13 protein-coding genes are annotated in these 16195 nt (G+C 73.2%); 6 read left to right on the top strand and 7 right to left on the bottom strand.

All coding sequences use genetic code 11. The features are described 5' to 3' along the window. The first annotated feature begins 72 nt into the window (after positions 1 to 72). Genes AB0M08_RS28660 through AB0M08_RS28645 form a run of 4 tightly spaced genes read left to right on the top strand, consistent with a single transcriptional unit; the run spans position 73 to position 5573 of the window. Positions 73 to 1251 (top strand): acyl-CoA dehydrogenase family protein, encoded by a 1179-nt coding sequence (locus AB0M08_RS28660; protein WP_364499595.1) that lies wholly within the window; start codon positions 73 to 75, stop codon positions 1249 to 1251. Continuing rightward, positions 1241 to 2467, top strand: coding sequence for an acetyl-CoA C-acetyltransferase (locus AB0M08_RS28655; protein WP_364499592.1), 1227 nt, complete (start codon positions 1241 to 1243; stop codon positions 2465 to 2467). The genes AB0M08_RS28660 and AB0M08_RS28655 overlap by 11 nt, the downstream gene beginning before the upstream one ends. Then, positions 2464 to 4494, top strand: a complete 2031-nt coding sequence (locus AB0M08_RS28650) for a 3-hydroxyacyl-CoA dehydrogenase NAD-binding domain-containing protein (protein WP_364499590.1) — start codon at positions 2464 to 2466, stop codon at positions 4492 to 4494. Before AB0M08_RS28655 ends, AB0M08_RS28650 begins: the two co-directional genes overlap by 4 nt. Continuing rightward, a complete protein-coding gene (locus tag AB0M08_RS28645; RefSeq protein ID WP_364499587.1) occupies positions 4491 to 5573 on the top strand; it encodes a CaiB/BaiF CoA-transferase family protein in 1083 nt (360 codons plus the stop codon). The genes AB0M08_RS28650 and AB0M08_RS28645 overlap by 4 nt, the downstream gene beginning before the upstream one ends. Before the next feature lie 347 nt (positions 5574 to 5920). On the opposite strand, the gene AB0M08_RS28640 is transcribed toward AB0M08_RS28645, so the two are convergent. The 3 genes from AB0M08_RS28640 to AB0M08_RS28630 form a co-directional block, all read right to left on the bottom strand. Then, the gene (locus AB0M08_RS28640) at positions 5921 to 7480 is read right to left on the bottom strand and encodes a methyl-accepting chemotaxis protein (protein WP_364499585.1); all 1560 of its coding nucleotides are present in this window, start codon (positions 7478 to 7480) and stop codon (positions 5921 to 5923) included. Between the two features lie 92 nt (positions 7481 to 7572). Then, the gene (locus tag AB0M08_RS28635) at positions 7573 to 7920 is read right to left on the bottom strand and encodes a UBP-type zinc finger domain-containing protein (RefSeq protein ID WP_364499582.1); all 348 of its coding nucleotides are present in this window, start codon (positions 7918 to 7920) and stop codon (positions 7573 to 7575) included. A 9-nt stretch (positions 7921 to 7929) separates the two neighbouring features. Next, positions 7930 to 8313 (bottom strand): helix-turn-helix domain-containing protein, encoded by a 384-nt coding sequence (locus AB0M08_RS28630; RefSeq protein ID WP_364499579.1) that lies wholly within the window; start codon positions 8311 to 8313, stop codon positions 7930 to 7932. Positions 8314 to 8431: 118 nt separating this feature from the next. Between AB0M08_RS28630 and AB0M08_RS28625 the strand changes: the two genes are divergently transcribed. After that, on the top strand, positions 8432 to 9289 hold the full coding sequence (locus tag AB0M08_RS28625) for an SDR family oxidoreductase (RefSeq protein WP_364499577.1): 858 nt from the start codon (positions 8432 to 8434) through the stop codon (positions 9287 to 9289). Positions 9290 to 9995: 706 nt separating this feature from the next. Here AB0M08_RS28625 and AB0M08_RS28620 read toward each other — a convergent pair. After that, the gene (locus AB0M08_RS28620; protein ID WP_364499575.1) at positions 9996 to 10451 is read right to left on the bottom strand and encodes a YbaK/EbsC family protein; all 456 of its coding nucleotides are present in this window, start codon (positions 10449 to 10451) and stop codon (positions 9996 to 9998) included. 216 nt (positions 10452 to 10667) lie between these two features. Here AB0M08_RS28620 and AB0M08_RS28615 point away from each other — a divergent pair, with 216 nt between their 5' ends. Further along, complete coding sequence (locus tag AB0M08_RS28615; RefSeq protein ID WP_364499572.1) at positions 10668 to 11033, top strand: DUF427 domain-containing protein; 366 nt, start codon at positions 10668 to 10670, stop codon at positions 11031 to 11033. Here AB0M08_RS28615 and AB0M08_RS28610 read toward each other — a convergent pair. From AB0M08_RS28610 to AB0M08_RS28600, 3 genes are all read right to left on the bottom strand, one after another. Further along, a complete protein-coding gene (locus tag AB0M08_RS28610) occupies positions 11017 to 12021 on the bottom strand; it encodes a TIGR03617 family F420-dependent LLM class oxidoreductase (protein WP_364499570.1) in 1005 nt (334 codons plus the stop codon). The two genes, AB0M08_RS28615 and AB0M08_RS28610, sit on opposite strands and share 17 nt — an antisense overlap. 138 nt (positions 12022 to 12159) lie before the next feature. After that, the gene (locus AB0M08_RS28605; protein WP_364499567.1) at positions 12160 to 13131 is read right to left on the bottom strand and encodes a P1 family peptidase; all 972 of its coding nucleotides are present in this window, start codon (positions 13129 to 13131) and stop codon (positions 12160 to 12162) included. Between the two features lie 25 nt (positions 13132 to 13156). After that, complete coding sequence (locus tag AB0M08_RS28600; RefSeq protein WP_364499564.1) at positions 13157 to 16195, bottom strand: ABC transporter permease; 3039 nt, start codon at positions 16193 to 16195, stop codon at positions 13157 to 13159.

The following is a 16195-nucleotide window of genomic DNA, read 5'->3' as shown; positions in this document are numbered from 1 at the left end:
GCGGAGAGATGGATGGGAGCAATTCATCGCGAGCTTATTGACACATCGCCAACAAAGATCGAGGGTGGGTCGATGAATCAGTCCACGCCCGGCCTGTCGGGCTACTCGGAGCCGTGGCGGCGGCCGGAACACGACGACCTGGCGGACCTGGCCCGCACCTTCTTCGCCAAGGAGGTGGTGCCGCACACCGAGCGCCTGGAGGCCCAGGGCCACCCGGACCGGGAGCACTACCGGCGGGCCGGCGAGCTGGGCCTGCTCGGCCTCTCGATCCCGGAGGAGTACGGCGGCGGGGGCGGCGACTTCACCCATGAGGCGGTGCTCCTGCACGAGCAGCAGCTGGCCGGCGAGGGCAGCCTCGGCATCGCCGTGCACAGCGGCATCGTCACCGGCTACATCGCGGCGTACGGCACCGAGGAGCAGAAGCGGAAATGGCTCCCGAAGCTGGTCAGCGGTGAGATGATCGGCGCGATCGGGATGACCGAGCCCGACGGCGGCTCGGACGTCCAGGCGATCCGGACCCGGGCGGTCCGGACCGATCGGTCCTTCCTGGTGAGCGGGTCGAAGACCTTCATCACCAACGGGTATTTGGCGGACTTATTGGTCCTGGCCGTGAAGACCGATCAGTCCGCAAAGGCCCACGGCATCTCCCTGCTCGTGTGCGAGCTTTCGGACGACGCCCCGGGATTCCGGCGCGGGCGCATGATCGAGAAAATCGGGCTGCACGCCAACGACACCGCGGAGCTCTTCTTCGACGAGTTCCGGGTACCGGCCGGCAACATCCTCGGCGGCGAGGAAGCCGAGAACACCGGGTTCTTCCAGCTCATGCAGCAACTTCCCCAGGAGCGGCTGGTCATCGGGGTGGGCGCCGTCGCGGCGATGCAGCGCGCGGTCGAGCTCGCCACGGCGTACGCGAAAGAACGCCTTGCCTTTGGAAAACCGCTGATCGGGCACCAGAACACCCGCATGGTGCTGGCCGACTGCGCGACGCGGACCCGGGCCGCCCGGATCTTCCTGGACGACTGCATCGCCCGGCACGTCCGCGGTGAACTGGATGTCGCGACCGCCGCGATGGCCAAGCTGTACCTGACTGAGGGACAGTGCGAGGTGGTGGACCGCTGCCTGCAGATCTTCGGCGGGTACGGCTACACCACCGAGTACCCGATCGCCCGGATGTACGCGGACGCCCGGGTGCAGAAGATCTACGGCGGCACCAACGAGATCATGAAGGAGCTGATCGCCCGTGCCCTCTGAGGCCTACATCTACGACGCGGTCCGAACACCCCGCGGACGCGGCAAGGAGAACGGCGCGCTCCACGGGACGAAGCCGATCTCCCTGGTCACCGGGCTGATCGACGCGCTTCGGCAACGAGCGCCCGAACTCGACCCGCAGCGGATCGACGACCTGGTCCTCGGCATCGTCACGCCGGTCGGCGAGCAGGGCGGCGACCTGGCCCGCGCGGCCGGGCTGCTCGCCGGGCTGCCGGACACCACCGGCGGCGTGCAGCTCAACCGCTTCTGCGCCTCCGGCCTGGAGGCGGTCAACCAGGCCGCGTCCCGGATCCGCTCCGGCTGGGAGCACCTGATCCTGGCCGGCGGCGTCGAGTCGATGTCCCGCAACCCGATGGGCTCGGACGGCGGCGCCTGGTTCCTCGACCCGGAGACCGCACTCGCCACCGACTTCGTCCCGCAGGGGATCAGCGCCGACCTGATCGCCACCCTCGAAGGCTTCGGCCGCGACGACGTGGACGGCTGGGCCCTGATCTCCCAGGAGCGGGCGGCCAAGGCGCGGGCCGGCGGCGCGTTCGCCCGCTCGGTGGTCCCGGTCCGGGACGCGAACGGTCTGGACGTGCTCACCACCGACGAGCACCCGCGCCCGGAGACCACCCGCGCCGGGCTCGCGAAGCTCAGGCCCTCCTTCGCCGGGATCGGCGAGCAGGCCGGTTTCGACGCGGTGGCGCTGCAGAAATACCACTGGCTGGAGGCGATCGAGCACGTCCACCACGCGGGCAACTCGTCCGGGATCGTGGACGGCGCGGCCCTGGTCGCGATCGGCTCCGCGTCCGTCGGCCGGGATCTGGGCCTGACCCCGCGCGGCCGGATCGTGGGCGCGGCGGTGAGCGGCGCCGATCCGACCCTGATGCTGACCGGTCCGACCCCGGCGACGCTGAAGGCGCTGGACGCGGCGGGCCTGCGGAAGAGCGACATCGACCTCTGGGAGATCAACGAGGCGTTCGCGGCGGTCGTCCTCAAGTACATCCGCGACCTGGACCTCGACCCGGAGACGGTGAACGTCAACGGCGGGGCGATCGCGCTCGGCCACCCGCTCGGCGCGACCGGCGCGATGCTCGTCGGCACCGTGCTGGACGAGCTGGAACGCCGCGACCTGCACCGGGCCGTGGTCACCCTCTGCATCGGCGGCGGCATGGGCGTCGCCACGGTCATCGAGCGCGTTCAGGAGTTCCAGTGATCACTTACGACCGGGGAGCCGACGGCATCGTCGTCCTGACGATGGATGACCCCGACCAATCGGCGAACACGATGAATCAGCGCTACGTCGACGCGATGAGCGCGACCCTGGACCGCCTCGAAGCGGAGCGGGACGACGTCGCCGGGGTGATCGTGGCGAGCGCCAAGAGCACCTTCTTCGCCGGCGGCGACCTGCCGACCATGAGCCGGGCCACCCCGGAGGACGCCGCCGCGCTCTTCGGCCTGCTCGGCACGATCAAGCGGGACCTGCGGCGCCTCGAGACGTACGGCCGCCCGGTGGTCGCCGCGATCAACGGCGCCGCGCTCGGCGGCGGCCTGGAGATCGCGCTCGCCTGCCACCACCGGATCGCCCTCGACGCCCCCGGCACCCGGCTCGGCTTCCCCGAGGTCACCCTCGGCCTGCTGCCCGGCGCCGGCGGCGTCACCCGGACCGTCCGGATGCTCGGCCTGGCCCCGGCCCTGACGACCTGGCTGCTCACCGGGAAGCGCCTCAAGCCGCAGGCCGCGAAGGACGCCGGGCTGGTCGACCAGGTCGTGGCCACCCCGGACGAGCTGATCACCCGGGCCCGGCAGTGGATCGCGGAGAACCACGACGCGGCCCAGCCCTGGGACCGGCCCGGCTACCGGATGCCCGGCGGCACCCCGGCCACCCCGAAGCTCGCCGTGCAACTGCCCGCCTTCCCGGCCACCCTGCGCAAGCAGCTCAAGGGGAACCGGATGCCGGCGCCCGAGGCGATCCTGGCCACCGCGGTCGAGGGCGCCCAGGTCGACCTGGAGACCGCGTTCACCATCGAGACCCGGCGGCTGATCACGCTGCTCACCGGGCGGATCGCGAAGAACATGATCGGCGCGTTCTTCTTCGACATGCGCGCGGTCAACGGCGGCGCGGCCCGGCCCGGCGTGGAGGTCCCCGCCGCCACCAAGGTCGCGGTGCTCGGCGCCGGGATGATGGGCGCCGGGATCGCGTACGCCTGCGCCCGCGCGGGCCTCGAGGTCGTGGTCAAGGACGTCTCCCCCGAGGCCGCGGCGCGGGCGGTGGCCGAGGGCGACCCGGCCGTGCTGGCCCGGATCACCACCACCGCCGACGTCGAGGACCTGCGCGGCGCCGACGTGGTCATCGAGGCGGTCTTCGAGGACCCGGCGCTCAAGGCGAAGGTCTTCGCCGAGGTGGCCCCGGTGCTCGCGCCCGGCGCGCTGCTCGCCTCGAACACCTCGACGCTGCCGATCACCGGGCTCGCCGAGGGCGTGGACCGGCCCGCCGACTTCATCGGCATGCACTTCTTCTCGCCGGTCGGGAAGATGCCGCTGCTGGAGATCGTGGTCGGGCGGCAGACCTCGGACGCGGCGATCGCCCGCGCGTTCGACCTGGGCCGGCGGATCGCCAAGACGCCGATCGTGGTCAACGACGGGCGGGGCTTCTTCACCAGCCGGGTGATCGGGCAGTTCATCAACGAGGCGATCGGGATGGTCGCCGAGGGCGTGCCGGCCGCGTCGGTGGAGCAGGCGGCGCTGCAGGCCGGCTACCCGACCGGGCCGCTCGCCCTCGCCGACGAGGTCACCCTGACGCTGATGCGCAAGATCGGTCTCGCGTACGCGTCGGCGGGCGTGGCGGTCGGGCACGAGAAGGCGCACGCGCTGGTCGAGGAGATGCTGGATCGGCACGAGCGGGCCGGGCGCTCCTCCGGGAAGGGCTTCTACACGTACGAGAACGGACGGCGGGGACGGCTCTGGGAGGGGCTCGCCGCGCTCGCCACCGACGAGGGCCGCGCGGTTCCCTTCGAGGACCTGCAGGAACGCCTACTCTTCAGCGAGGCCCTGGACGCGCTGCGCTGCCGCTCCGAGGGCGTGCTGCGCACCGACGCGGACGGCAACATCGGCTCGATCCTCGGCATCGGCTTCCCGGCCTGGACCGGCGGCGTCCTGCGCTACGTCGACCAGCACCCGGACTTCAAGGGCCGCGCCGCCGAGCTCGCCGCCCGCTACGGCGACCGGTTCCACCTCGCATGACCGGCCCGCTCACCGGGGTCCGGGTGGTCGAGCTGGCCGGGTTGGCGCCCGGCCCGTTCGGCTGCATGGTCCTCGCCGACCTCGGCGCCGACGTGGTCCTCGTCGAGCGTCCCGGCGGCTCGGGCCCGCTCGTGCCGCCGAACGGTCCCCTCCAGCGCGGGCGGCGGATCATCACGCTCGACCTCAAGTCCGAGGCGGGCATCGCCGATCTGTTGCGGCTGATCGAGCGGGCGGACGTGCTCGTCGAGGGCTTCCGCCCCGGCGTCGCCGAGCGTCTCGGCTTCGGCCCGGCCGTCACTTCCACGATCAACAGCCGTCTGGTGTACGCCCGGATGACCGGATGGGGACAGGACGGCCCGCTGGCCCCGGCGGCCGGGCACGACATCGACTACCTGGCGGTCGCCGGGGCCCTGGAGCCGCTGGGCCGGGCCGGGGAGCGCCCGCACGCCCCGGTCAACCTGCTCGCCGACTTCGCCGGTGGCGGCATGCTGCTCGCCGTCGGGGTGCTCGGCGCCCTGCTGGAACGGGAACGCTCCGGGCTCGGGCAGGTCGTCGACGCGGCGATGGTGGACGGGTCGGCGCTGCTCACCACGTTCCTGCACGGGATGATCGGGGCCGGCGCGTGGCGGGGCGGGCGGGGCGAGAACCTGCTCGACGGCGGGGCGCCGTTCTACGACACGTACGCGACCTCGGACGGCGGGTTCATGGCGGTCGGCGCGCTGGAACCGCAGTTCTACGCGGCGCTGGTCAAGGGGCTCGAACTGGACGGCGACGACCTGCCGGGACAGTTCGAGCGGAAGCGCTGGCCGGAGCTGCGGGCGGCGTTCACCGCCCGGTTCGCGAGCCGGACCCGGGACGCGTGGACCGCGGTCTTCGACGGGCTGGACGCCTGCGTGAGCCCGGTGCTCTCCCCCACGGAGGCACCCGGGCACCCGCACAACCGGGAGCGCGGGGCGTTCGTCGAGGTGGACGGGGTGGTGCAGCCCGCACCGGCGCCGCGCTTCTCGCGTACCCCCGCCAGCACACCCACCGCGAGCGCCCCGGTGACGGTGACCGGCGTCCTGGCGGGCTGGGTCTGAGAGAACGGGGCCGCCCCAGCCGACCGGTTGCCGGACCGGACGGCTGGGGCGGCTGCTCAGGCGGCGCCGGCCGGCTCCGGCTCTCGCTCCGGGACGGTAGGCTCAGCGCGGCACGGATCCGGTCCGCGATCACCTCGGCACCCGGCTCGTCGCACTCCGGCAGCAGCACCAGGAACTCGTCGCCGCCGACCATCGCGACGAGCCCATATCGTCTCCCATCGGCAGCGACGGGCGTTTCCTTCGGCCCGCGGGCCTCCAGGCCCTCCGCAATGCCCGGGAACTCCGGCAAAGACTGCGGGCCGGCCACCTCTTGAGTGGCCGGCCCGGCTTTCGCCGTACGGAAGCGGTCAGAATTTGAAGTTGCTCACCAGGACCCGGAGCTCCTCGGCGGTGCGGGAGACCTCCTCGCTCGCCTCGCGGGTCTGGGTGACGCCGCCGACCGTGGCCGCGCTGGCGTTCGAGACGTCGCTGATGTTCGCGGCGATCCGGCTGGAACCGGCGGCCACCTCGGCGATGCTCCGGCTCATCTCGCCGGTGGTCGCGGTCTGCTCCTCGACGGCCGACGCGATCGTGGTCTGGAAGTCGTTGATCTGCGCGATGACCTCGGAGATCCGGTTGATCACCTCGACCGCGCCACCGGTGTCGTTCTGGATCGCGTTGACCCGGGTGCCGATGTCCTCGGTCGCCTTCGCGGTCTCCTGGGCGAGGTCCTTGACCTCGGAGGCGACCACCGCGAAGCCCTTGCCCGCCTCGCCGGCGCGCGCGGCCTCGATGGTGGCGTTCAGCGCCAGCAGGTTGGTCTGCTCGGCGATGCTGGTGATCAGTTTGATCACGTTGCCGATCTCGGCCGAGGACTCGCCGAGCTGACGGATCGTCTCGGTGGCCCGGGCCGCCTCGGAGACCGCGATCGAGGCCACCTGGGCGGCGTCGGCGGCGTTGCGGGAGATCTCCCGGATCGAGAGGCCCATCTCCTCGGAGCCGGCCGCGACGCTCTGCACGTTGCGCGAGATCTCGTCCGCCTCGGTCGACGCCGAGCTGCTCTGCCGGTCCGTGTTGTCGACCGCGTTGGCGATCTCGCCGGAGACCGCGGCCAACTCGGTCGCCGCGGCGGCCAGCTTGTCGGAGTCCTTGGCGATGGTGTTCATCGAGTCGCGCATCTTGTCCAGCGACCGGTCCAGGCCGGCGGCCATCAGGCCCAGCTCGTCGCGGGAGGTGATGCCGCTGCGCTCGGTGAGGTCGCCGCGGGCCAGCGCGTCGACGACGGTGCCGAGCTTCTTGATCGGCCCGAGGATCGAGCGGACCAGCGGGATCGCCATGCCGATCAGCAGGACGAGGCCGGCCACCGCGACGCCGATGGCGAGCCACCGGGTCGAGGTGACCGTGCTGGCCATGTCGGCCTTCTGCGCGGTGATCAGGTTCTCCACGCTCTCGGTGAGCGCGTCGAGCTCGTCGTCCGTCTTGCTGTTCATCTCGGAGATCTCGCCGGTCCGGCTCTTCACCGAGGCGGGATTCTTCACACCGGCGGTGACGAACTCCGTGATGAACGTGTTGAAGTCGTCGAAGTCGCCGCGATAACCCTCGAACTCCGTGGTGATCGAGGAGGGCAGCCCGGCGGACATCACCAGGTCCGCGGCCTCGACCGAGGAGGCCACGTCATCCGTCACGTCGCCCGAGACGTCGTCGCCGAGTGCCGCACGGTAAGCGTCGACCTTCAGCTCGCTCTGCCGGTTGTTCAGATGGTTGAGCGCCGCCAGGCCCGCCTCCAGGCTGCGCAGCTGCTCGGCCTGATCGGCCAGGTCGTCCTGGGAGATGAGCGTGATCGTGGCCATCGCGCCGAGCGCTATCGCCCCCGCCGCGACGATGGCGCCCAGCCGGTGGGCCGTCCCGATGTTCTTAAGGCCGAGCATCTTCCCTCCATCTTTGCCGACGTACGCCCGATCGACCGTGACGTGGCTCACCTGAGGAAAGAAGAAGTTTCCAGCTATATGCCCGACTTTTCTTAATTGTTGAGTTTACTGCGCCAATCGGCCGGGACGGCACCGGCGGGACCCGGAACCGGCTGACCCTCCGGACGGCTGACCGGCGGTGCCAGCTCCGGCCCGGCGAACGCCTGCTCGGTGGTGAAGTCCCAGAACCAGTCCTCGCCCGGCTCGAACGAGCGGATCACCGGGTGGCCGGTCTCCCGGAAGTGCCCGGTCGCGTGCTGGGACGGGGAGGTGTCGCAGCAGCCCACGTGCCCGCACCGGGCGCAGCGCCGCAGGTGCACCCACCAGCCGCCGGCGGCCAGGCACTCGGCGCACCCGGTGCCGGAGGGGAGGACATCGGGCTGGATCGCTTCGCTCGTCATCCCTTTTTCCTACCCGGCCCTCTCGGTGTCATAGGTGTCCTGCGCCGCCCGGATGTGCGTGATCTCCCCCTCCACGAGGTCGATCAGCTCCTTCATCTTGACCGCGACCTGCTCGCCGAGCGGGGTCAGACTGTATTCCACCCGGGGCGGGATGGTGGCCTGCACCTCGCGGACCACCAGGCCGTCGCGCTCCAGGGACTGCAGGGTCTGGGCCAGCATCTTCTCACTGACACCGTCGACCCGGCGGCGCAACGCGTTGAAGCGGTAGCTGCCCTCGTGCAGCGCGGCCAGGGCGAGACCACCCCACTTGCCGGTGACGTCGGCCAGCACGTGCCGGGAGGGGCACTCCCGGGCGAAGACGCTGGCGACCAGCTCATCGCTCGGATCGCTCATGACACGCAGCTTACCCGTTTCCGCCGTGCTTCCCGTTGTGATCGCACTCTCCTTCGGGTTGGCACTTTCGAAAAGTTAGTGCATGCTTTTCGGTATCCACCGCTTGAGGGAGCAGAACATGACCACCATCGCCGTCACCGGAGCCACCGGACACCTCGGCCGCCTCGTCGTCGAGGCCCTCATCGCCCGCGGCGCCGAGCCCGGCTCGATCGTCGCCGCGGTCCGCAGCCCGGAGAAGGCCGGCGGGCTCGCCGCCAAGGGCGTCCAGGTCCGCGAGGCCGACTACGAGCGCCCGGAGACGCTGGCCGGCGCGTTCGCCGGGGTGGACCGGCTGCTGCTGGTCTCCAGCAACGCGGTCGGCACCCGGGTCGCCCAGCACACCGCCGCGATCGACGCCGCGAAGGCCGCCGGGGTGGGCTTCATCGGCTACACCAGCATCCTGCGCGCGGACAGCACACCGCTGGCCCTGGCCGCCGAGCACCGGGCCACCGAGGAGATCCTGGCCGCGTCCGGTCTGCCGTACGCGTTCCTGCGCAACGGCTGGTACACCGAGAACTACACCGACCAGCTGCCCACGGTGAAGGCGACCGGCGGCTTCCTGGGCACCGCGGGCGAGGGCCGGATCGCCGCCGCCACCCGCGCCGACTACGCCGAGGCCGCCGCGGTCGTCCTGATCAGCGGCGAGGCGGGCGTCTACGAGCTCGGCGGCGACCAGCCGTTCACCCTGACCGAGCTGGCCGCCGAGGTGGCCCGGCAGACCGGCGACGCGGTCGCCTACAACGACGTACCCCCCGCCACGATGGTGGAGATCCTCACCGGCGCCGGCGTACCCCAGGGCTTCGCCGAGATCCTCGCCGACACCGACGTCCACGTCCGCGACGGCGCCCTGACCACCGACAGCGGCGACCTGTCCCGCCTGATCGGCCACCCGACCACCCCCCTCACCGACGCGGTCGCGGTCGCCCTCAAGTCCTGACCACCCCTCCCCCACACACGGGACCGAACTCGACACACGGGACCGAACTCGACATGCGGGCCGCCGCCGTGTGCCGCGGCCGCACCGGCTGGTCGAGGGCCTGCCGCGGCGTGCGGTTTTGGCTGGCACTCAGGGGTGCCTCGCTCCGCTTGAGGCACCCCTGACCCCGCTGGTCGATTCCGGCGGGATTCGGGGGTAGGCGTTCTCGGTCGTCGTCTGGGTTGGGGGTTATCCACCGCTGGGGTTTGTCCACAGGCCCCCGGGCCAAGATCGCTGCTATGTGCCACTGTTCCGTTAGGGATGGGGGTTTCCCCCGGTCGGGGTGGGCCCCGACCGGCCGGACTTGATCGACTTTTCATGATCAACTGCGGGGATGATCTTGGTGGCTGGTGGTCAGGGGTGTGTCGGCGGGCTGGAGTGACCCGTGAGTGCCAGCTTTCCCGGGGTGGCTGGTGTTCCGGGGTCTCTCGGGCGCCGGAGACACCCCGGATCGCCAGCCGGACCGGCCCGAGACACCCCGGATCGCCAGCCCGCCACCCACGGGGCGCCGCCCGGACGGTCCACGAACGAATCCTGGCTGGCGGGGCCGGCGATCCGCGGGCGGCGAGTGTTCGGGCGGGCACCCGGTCACGGGATCCGGCGTCCCGCCCAGGGGGTCCAGATGTGACCAGCAGGGTCACCCCTGGACACCAGCCGGGACGGTGGGCTACTCGGTCACGTCGGCGAACCGGCCGGACAGGGCGCCGACCGCGGCGTCCGCGCCGACCCGCAGGGCCGCGCCGCGTTCGCCCGAGCCCAGGCTGATCGTGCGGCCCCGGGTACGCTCGTCGGCGATCACCGGCCACGGCTTCGCCGAACCGAACGGCGTGATCGTCCCCCGCTCGTAGCCGGTCGCCCCCTTGGCCGTGGCGGCGTCCGGCATGGACAGCCGGTTCACCCCGAGCAGCGCCCGCAGCTTCGGCCAGGAGATCGACCGGTCGCCGGGCACCAGCACGAAGAGGTAGTCGCCGTCGCCCCGGCGTACCACCAGGCTCTTGACCAGGTCGCGGATCTCGACGCCCTGCGCCTCGGCGGCCTCGGCCACGCTGCTCACCGGGCCGTACCGGACCACCTCGTGCTCGATCCCGAGGGCGTTCACGGCGTCGATCGCGGGGCTCGTCATGATCGAACACTAACGCGACCGGACACCGGCGCGACCCTGGAGAATCACCGGCACGCGAACCGGAGCACGCAGCGCGACCGGCGCGCGAACCGGAGCACACGCCGCGACCAGCGCGCGAACCGGAGCACACGCCGCGACCAGCGCGCGGACCGGAGCAGGCGACGCGACCGGCGCGCGGACCGGAACGCGGCCGGAACGCGAAGTACGCTCGCGAGTATGACCGACAGGCCCCGCAAGTACCCCGGCCCGGATCACCCGATCACCGTCACGCCGACCGGGAGACGCGTCGTCGTCACCGCCGGCGGGAAGGTCGTCGCGGACACCCGGGCGGCGCTCAGCCTCCAGGAGTCGACCTACCCCGTCGCGCAGTACGTCCCGCTCACCGACGTCGACCAGTCCCTGCTGGAACGATCGTCCACCACTACGTACTGCCCGTTCAAGGGTGAGGCGACCTACTACTCGCTGCCCGGCGCGGCCGACGCGATCTGGGAGTACCAGGACCCCTACGACGCGGTCGCCGCGATCAAGGGTCACGTCGCGTTCTACCCCGACCGGGTCGACGGCATCACCGTCGAAGACTAGAGCGGACCGCCGCGAGCTGGTACCGGTCGGCGTCGTAGGGGGTGTACAGCGAGATCCGGTCGACCTTCCCGTCGAACCGGTCGCGCAGCGCCGCCGCGACGGTGACCGGGTCGCCGGCGACCGCGAACGCGTCCAGCACGTCGTCCGGGATCGCGGCGGCCATCGCGTCCCACTCCTGGCGGCGGGAGAACGCGTTGAGCCGGTCGGCGAGCCCGCCCCAGCCGTGCAGGTCCAGCACCGGGCGGTACGCGGGCGTCGAGGCGTAGAACGCGATCTGCCGGCGCACCGCCCGCTCCGCCCGGGACCGGCGCTCCTCGTCCGGGCCCATCACCACCATCGGGCTCATCGCCACGCTGAAGCCGTCCAGCTTCCCGCCACGCGCCTCCCGGGTCACCGGCAGGATCCTCTCGTTCAGGTACGCCGCGCTGGTCAACGGGTGCACCAGTAGCCCGTCGGTGCTGCGCCCGGCCACCGCGAGCATCCGTTCCCCGACCGCGGCGAGCTCCACCGGCGGGTTCCCGAACGGGTTCGGGCCCGGCGTGAAGAACTCCGTCATCAGCGTGTGCCGGTAGAACTCGCCGCGGAACATCAGCCGCTCGCCGGTCGCCCAGCTGTGCCAGATCGCCCGCAGCGCCCCGACGAACTCCTCCATCCGCGCCGCCGGCCGGCTCCACGGCATCGCGAACCGTCGCTCGATGTGCGGCTTCACCTGCGAGCCCAGCCCGAGCCGGAACCGCCCCTCGGAGATCAGCCGGAGATCGTTGCCGAGGATCGCCACGGTCATCGGGTTCCGCGCGAACGCCACCGCGATCCCCGACTGCAGCGAGATGTGCGTGGTCGCCCGCGCCACCAGGGCCAGCGTGGTGAAGACGTCGTGCCGGGTCTCGGCGGCGCTGAAACCGTCGTACCCCACCTGCTCCGCCGAGACGGCCGCCGCTTCTGCCTCGGCGGGCGTGGCCGCGACCGAGGCCGCGAAGTCAACCAACATCACACAGAGATAACACCATTGGATTCCAGAACCTTTTCCGGGTACGCCCGACGCCCGCCCCACCGGAGCTTTCCCCGCCCCGCCGATACCGCGCACGTCTCCCGCCCACACCCTTCGTCGCACGTGGGAGAGGCCGCCTCACCCGGTGACCGCCGCGCGGATCGCCGCGGCCATGACGTCCGAGGCCACGGCGCGGAGGTGGTCCAGGTCGTACCCCGAGGTGACCTCCCCGCTGGCGAGCGCGACCACGGCGTCCCCGTCGTACCGCGAATGGGCGGGGTGCAGCGCCCGGGCGAACCCGGTGTGCCCGCTCTGCGCGAGCAGGAAGCAGTCGGTCTTCCCGAGCTTCGCGTCGGTGACCACGACGGCGATCGTGGTGTTCCCCATCGCGGACCCCGGCGGCACCCCGGAGGAGCCCGCGCCCGAAGAGCCCGCCCCGGAGGAGCCCGCGCCCGAAGAGCCCACCCCGGAGGAGCCCGCGCCGAACATCGGTGGCGCCGGCGGGCCGGGTGACTCCGGTGCGCCCGGGGCGAAGAGCGGCCGCCCGTCCGCGCCGAGCACGTCGCCCCACGCGTTGACCACCGCGATCGCCGCCACCCGCGCGGACCCCGACCGCCCCTCGGCGACACCGGCACCACCCGGGTCGAGCCGGGACCGCCACTTCCCCGTCACCGCGCCGGTGCCCGCGCCGTGCGTACCGGAGCGGAGGGGTGCTCCGGAGAGGGCGGCGAGAGCGGCCGCGCGACCGGAGCCGGCATCCGGCGGGCGCGACGCCACCGAGGCATCGAAGATCGACATGCCGACCACGATCGGCACCGGCCCGAACGGCGTGGCGAACCCGCGGCCCCGCTCGCGCAGCAGCCCGGCCACCCCGTCGGCGGCGGCGAGCCCGAACGCCGAGCCCCCGGAGAGCACCACCGCGTCCACCCGGTCCACCAGCCGGGTCGGGTCGAGCAACGGGAACTCCCGGGTAGCGGGCGCGCCACCCCGCACCTCCCCGGACGCGACGGTCCCCGGCGGCGGCACGATCACGGTGACGCCGGTGCCGTCCCCGTCCCAGTGCCCGGCGAACGACGTCAGCAGCTGCGGTCGTTTTTCAGGATCGGTCACCCCGCCAATCTAGGGCGGCCTGTCTTCACCGCTTCCTGTTCGGCCCGCCGGAAACCGGGGAACCGGCCAGCATCGCGGTGCACCCGAGCACGATCAGCAGGGCGAGGACGGTCAGCGCCATCGGCGGCACACCGGGCCACTGCGGGCGTGGCAGCGGTGCCGGGTCCAGCCCGGCGAGCGGCAGCGCGGACCCGGTCAGTGCCCACGCGCCCAGGCCGATCGCCAGCCCGGCCGGGATCGCACCGGCCACCAGCAGCGGGTACGACCAGAGCGCCACCCGCCGCGCCGCGGCCCGGGACAGCCCCTGGGCCCGGAGCGCCGTCAGGTCCTCGATGAGACCGGCGCGCCCGGCCACCGCGGTCAGCACCAGCACCCCGGCGGCGAGCAGCACCACCAGCACCGCGACCAGGGCCGCGTACCCGAGGGCGACGGCCGGGCCCTGCCGGGCCAGGCGGCGGGCGGCCTGGCCGGCGCGGAGATCACCGGTCACCACCACGCCCTGCGCGGCGACCCGCTCCAGCACGTCCGCCGGCGCGCCCTCACCGAGCCAGATCTGGCCGGTGGTGGCCGGGGTGCCGTCGGTGGAGAGACGGTCGGCGTACTCCAGGTCGATCAGCCGGGCGGGCGTGCCCAGCTGCGGCACGGCCGGGATCCGGGCCGCCACGGTGACCGGGACGTCCCGGTAGTCCAGGCCGGTGACCGCGCCGGTCCAGCCGCCGGTCGCGGCCGTGGGCGGCGCGCCGGCCGCCGCGATCGGCACCGGGTACGGCGTGTCCACCGGCTGGACCACCATCCCCTCGGGCAGCCCGTCCAGCCCGCCGACCTCGATCCGCAGCCCGTCGGTGGCCGCGGCGAGCCGCCCGGCCGAGGCGCGCCAGGCGCCGGCCTCGCCCAGGGCGGGCACCCCGGCCAGGCCGTGGACGGTGACCACGCCGGTGACGTCGAGGACCGCGTTGCCGCCGGCGATCCGGAACGCGTTGATCCGGCAGCCCGCGGCGCACTGCGGCACCGGGTACCGGTACGTGTGCCGGCGCTGCTGGAGCACGCCCATCGGGGCCACGACGTCCTCGCCGCCGCGGACCGGGCTCAGCACGATCTGCATGGTGACGCCCTTGCCGGGGCGGAACTCGGCGGCGGTCAGGTCCAGCACCACCTCGGTGCCGGTCATGATCGGGGGTGCGGCCGCCGCCGGGCGCAGTGCGGCCGCCACCGTCGCGGCGTCCGGCCCGCCGTCCGGCCAGTTCGCCGCCGCGGCGAGGCGCTCGCTCTCCACCGCGAGCACCGGTGCCTCGCCCGGAGACCCGGTTATCCGTACGGCGGCCATCGCGTACGCCCCGTCCGGGTCGACCGCGTGCACCGCCGCGATCAGCCGGCTCCGCCCGATCGGCCCGACCGTCAGCACCCGGTCCGCGCCGGTGCCCAGACCCGCCTCGACCGCCCGGCCCCGGCTCGCCACGGCGGTGGCCGCGACCGCGTACCCGCTGACCGCCACCGCGGCCACGAGCAGGGCGAACAGCCGGGCGGTGCCGGGACGGCGGGCCAGCCGCAGACCGGTCAGTCCGGTAGCCGGCCGGCCGCGGTCCAGGGCGCGGTGGGCGTACCAGGCGGTCAGCGGGCGGACGGCGCGGGCGGTGATCAGCGCGAGGGCCAGGATGACCAGTCCCGGTGCGGCCGCCCCGGCGCCCTCCGCCGACGAGGTGCGCAGCTGCACGACGGCGGCCACGGCGAGCGCCGCGATCAGCATCTCGGCGGCGATCCCGGCCCGTCCGGCGGGGCGGGTGGCCCGGCGGAGCAGCTCGGTCACCGGGCGGGTCAGCGGGCGGCTCTGCGCGATCAGCACGGTGAGCATCACGGCGAGGGCGGCCGGTGGGGCGTACCGCAGCGAGGAGGCGTGCGGGTCGGCGCCGACCCCGGGGAAGCGGAGCGCCACCACCGCGTCGACCAGCCACTGCCCGGCCGGCACGCCGAGCAGGGTGCCGGCCAGGACCGCGATCAGGCTCTCCCCGGTCGCCAGCCACCAGCGGTGGATCCAGCGGGAGCCGCGCAGCGCGATCACCGCGCTCTCCGGGCGGCGCTGCGCGGCACCGGCCCCGGCGGCGATCAGGACGGCGAGGCAGGCGAGCAGGATCAGCGCCACGGCCGGGACCGGGACGATCCGGCGGGCCGCCGCCCGGCCGCTGTCGATCCGCTCCATCAGCGCGGGCATCGAGGTGCCGAGGTTCAGCCCGCTGGCGCTGACCCCGCCGGTGCCGAGCTGCGCGCCGAGGTCGGCGACGGTGCCCTGCAGCCGGGCGAGCGCCGCGCGCAGGGCGGGTAGCCGGTCCACGTCCATCGCGCCCGGACCGGCCGAGCCGTCCACCGCGAGCTGGACGTCGCCCCGCTCCATCAGGTTCATCGTGGAGAGCCCGGTGAAGGCCGGCTCGCCCGGCGCGTTCTCCTCCGGGGCGAAGTACCCGTGGTCGCCCCAGTAGGCGCCGCCCGCGCCGGCCACCCGGTACGTGCCCACCACCAGGAACGTCGCCGGCGCGCCGTCGGCGACGTACACCATCAGGTCGGGGGCGGCGGCGAAGTAGGCGTACGACAGGCTGACCGAGTCGCCGGCGGCGAGGTGCAGCCGGCGCGCCGCCTGCTCGCCGAGGACCAGATCGCCCTCGCCGGAGAGGCAGCGCCCGGTGACCATCACCAGGTGGGCGCAGACGTCCTGCCGGTAGACCAGCCGGGTGCGGTACCGGTCGTCCGGCTCGATGCCGACGGTGGGGTACTCGGCGGAGTAGACGTACTGGAAACCGGGGAGGTCGACCAGCGCGGAGCCGGTGTTGGGCAGGTTGACCGAGCCGGCCGAGCCGGCGTGGTCGCCGCGCTGATCGGGTTCGGTCAGCCGGACGGTGACCGACCGCTCGGCGAGGTCCGCCTGCGCGACCTGCCCGGCGGCGATCACCCGGTCGGCGGCGCGGAGGTAGGCGGGCGCGGCCACCGCCGGGGCGACCGCGAAGACGGTGAGCAGAGCGAGCACGACGGCCTGCCCGCGGCGGGCCCAGACCATGGCGGCGACGAGAGCGATCAT

It is taken from the genome of Actinoplanes sp. NPDC051851, assembly GCF_040681165.1.
In the GTDB taxonomy this organism is placed as follows: domain Bacteria; phylum Actinomycetota; class Actinomycetes; order Mycobacteriales; family Micromonosporaceae; genus Actinoplanes.
This window is presented reverse-complemented; position numbering and strand designations above follow the sequence as displayed.

Excerpts from the sequence above, each read along its gene's own strand:
- AB0M08_RS28640 (WP_364499585.1), bottom strand. The coding sequence starts at position 7,480 with ATGCTCGGCCTTAAGAACATCGGGACGGCCCACCGGCTGGGCGCCATC.
- AB0M08_RS28600 (WP_364499564.1), bottom strand. The coding sequence starts at position 16,195 with ATGATCGCTCTCGTCGCCGCCATGGTCTGGGCCCGCCGCGGGCAGGCC.
- AB0M08_RS28610 (WP_364499570.1), bottom strand. The coding sequence starts at position 12,021 with ATGTTGGTTGACTTCGCGGCCTCGGTCGCGGCCACGCCCGCCGAGGCA.
- AB0M08_RS28645 (WP_364499587.1), top strand. The coding sequence starts at position 4,491 with ATGACCGGCCCGCTCACCGGGGTCCGGGTGGTCGAGCTGGCCGGGTTG.
- AB0M08_RS28620 (WP_364499575.1), bottom strand. The coding sequence starts at position 10,451 with ATGACGAGCCCCGCGATCGACGCCGTGAACGCCCTCGGGATCGAGCAC.
- AB0M08_RS28635 (WP_364499582.1), bottom strand. The coding sequence starts at position 7,920 with ATGACGAGCGAAGCGATCCAGCCCGATGTCCTCCCCTCCGGCACCGGG.
- AB0M08_RS28615 (WP_364499572.1), top strand. The coding sequence starts at position 10,668 with ATGACCGACAGGCCCCGCAAGTACCCCGGCCCGGATCACCCGATCACC.
- AB0M08_RS28660 (WP_364499595.1), top strand. The coding sequence starts at position 73 with ATGAATCAGTCCACGCCCGGCCTGTCGGGCTACTCGGAGCCGTGGCGG.
- AB0M08_RS28630 (WP_364499579.1), bottom strand. The coding sequence starts at position 8,313 with ATGAGCGATCCGAGCGATGAGCTGGTCGCCAGCGTCTTCGCCCGGGAG.
- AB0M08_RS28625 (WP_364499577.1), top strand. The coding sequence starts at position 8,432 with ATGACCACCATCGCCGTCACCGGAGCCACCGGACACCTCGGCCGCCTC.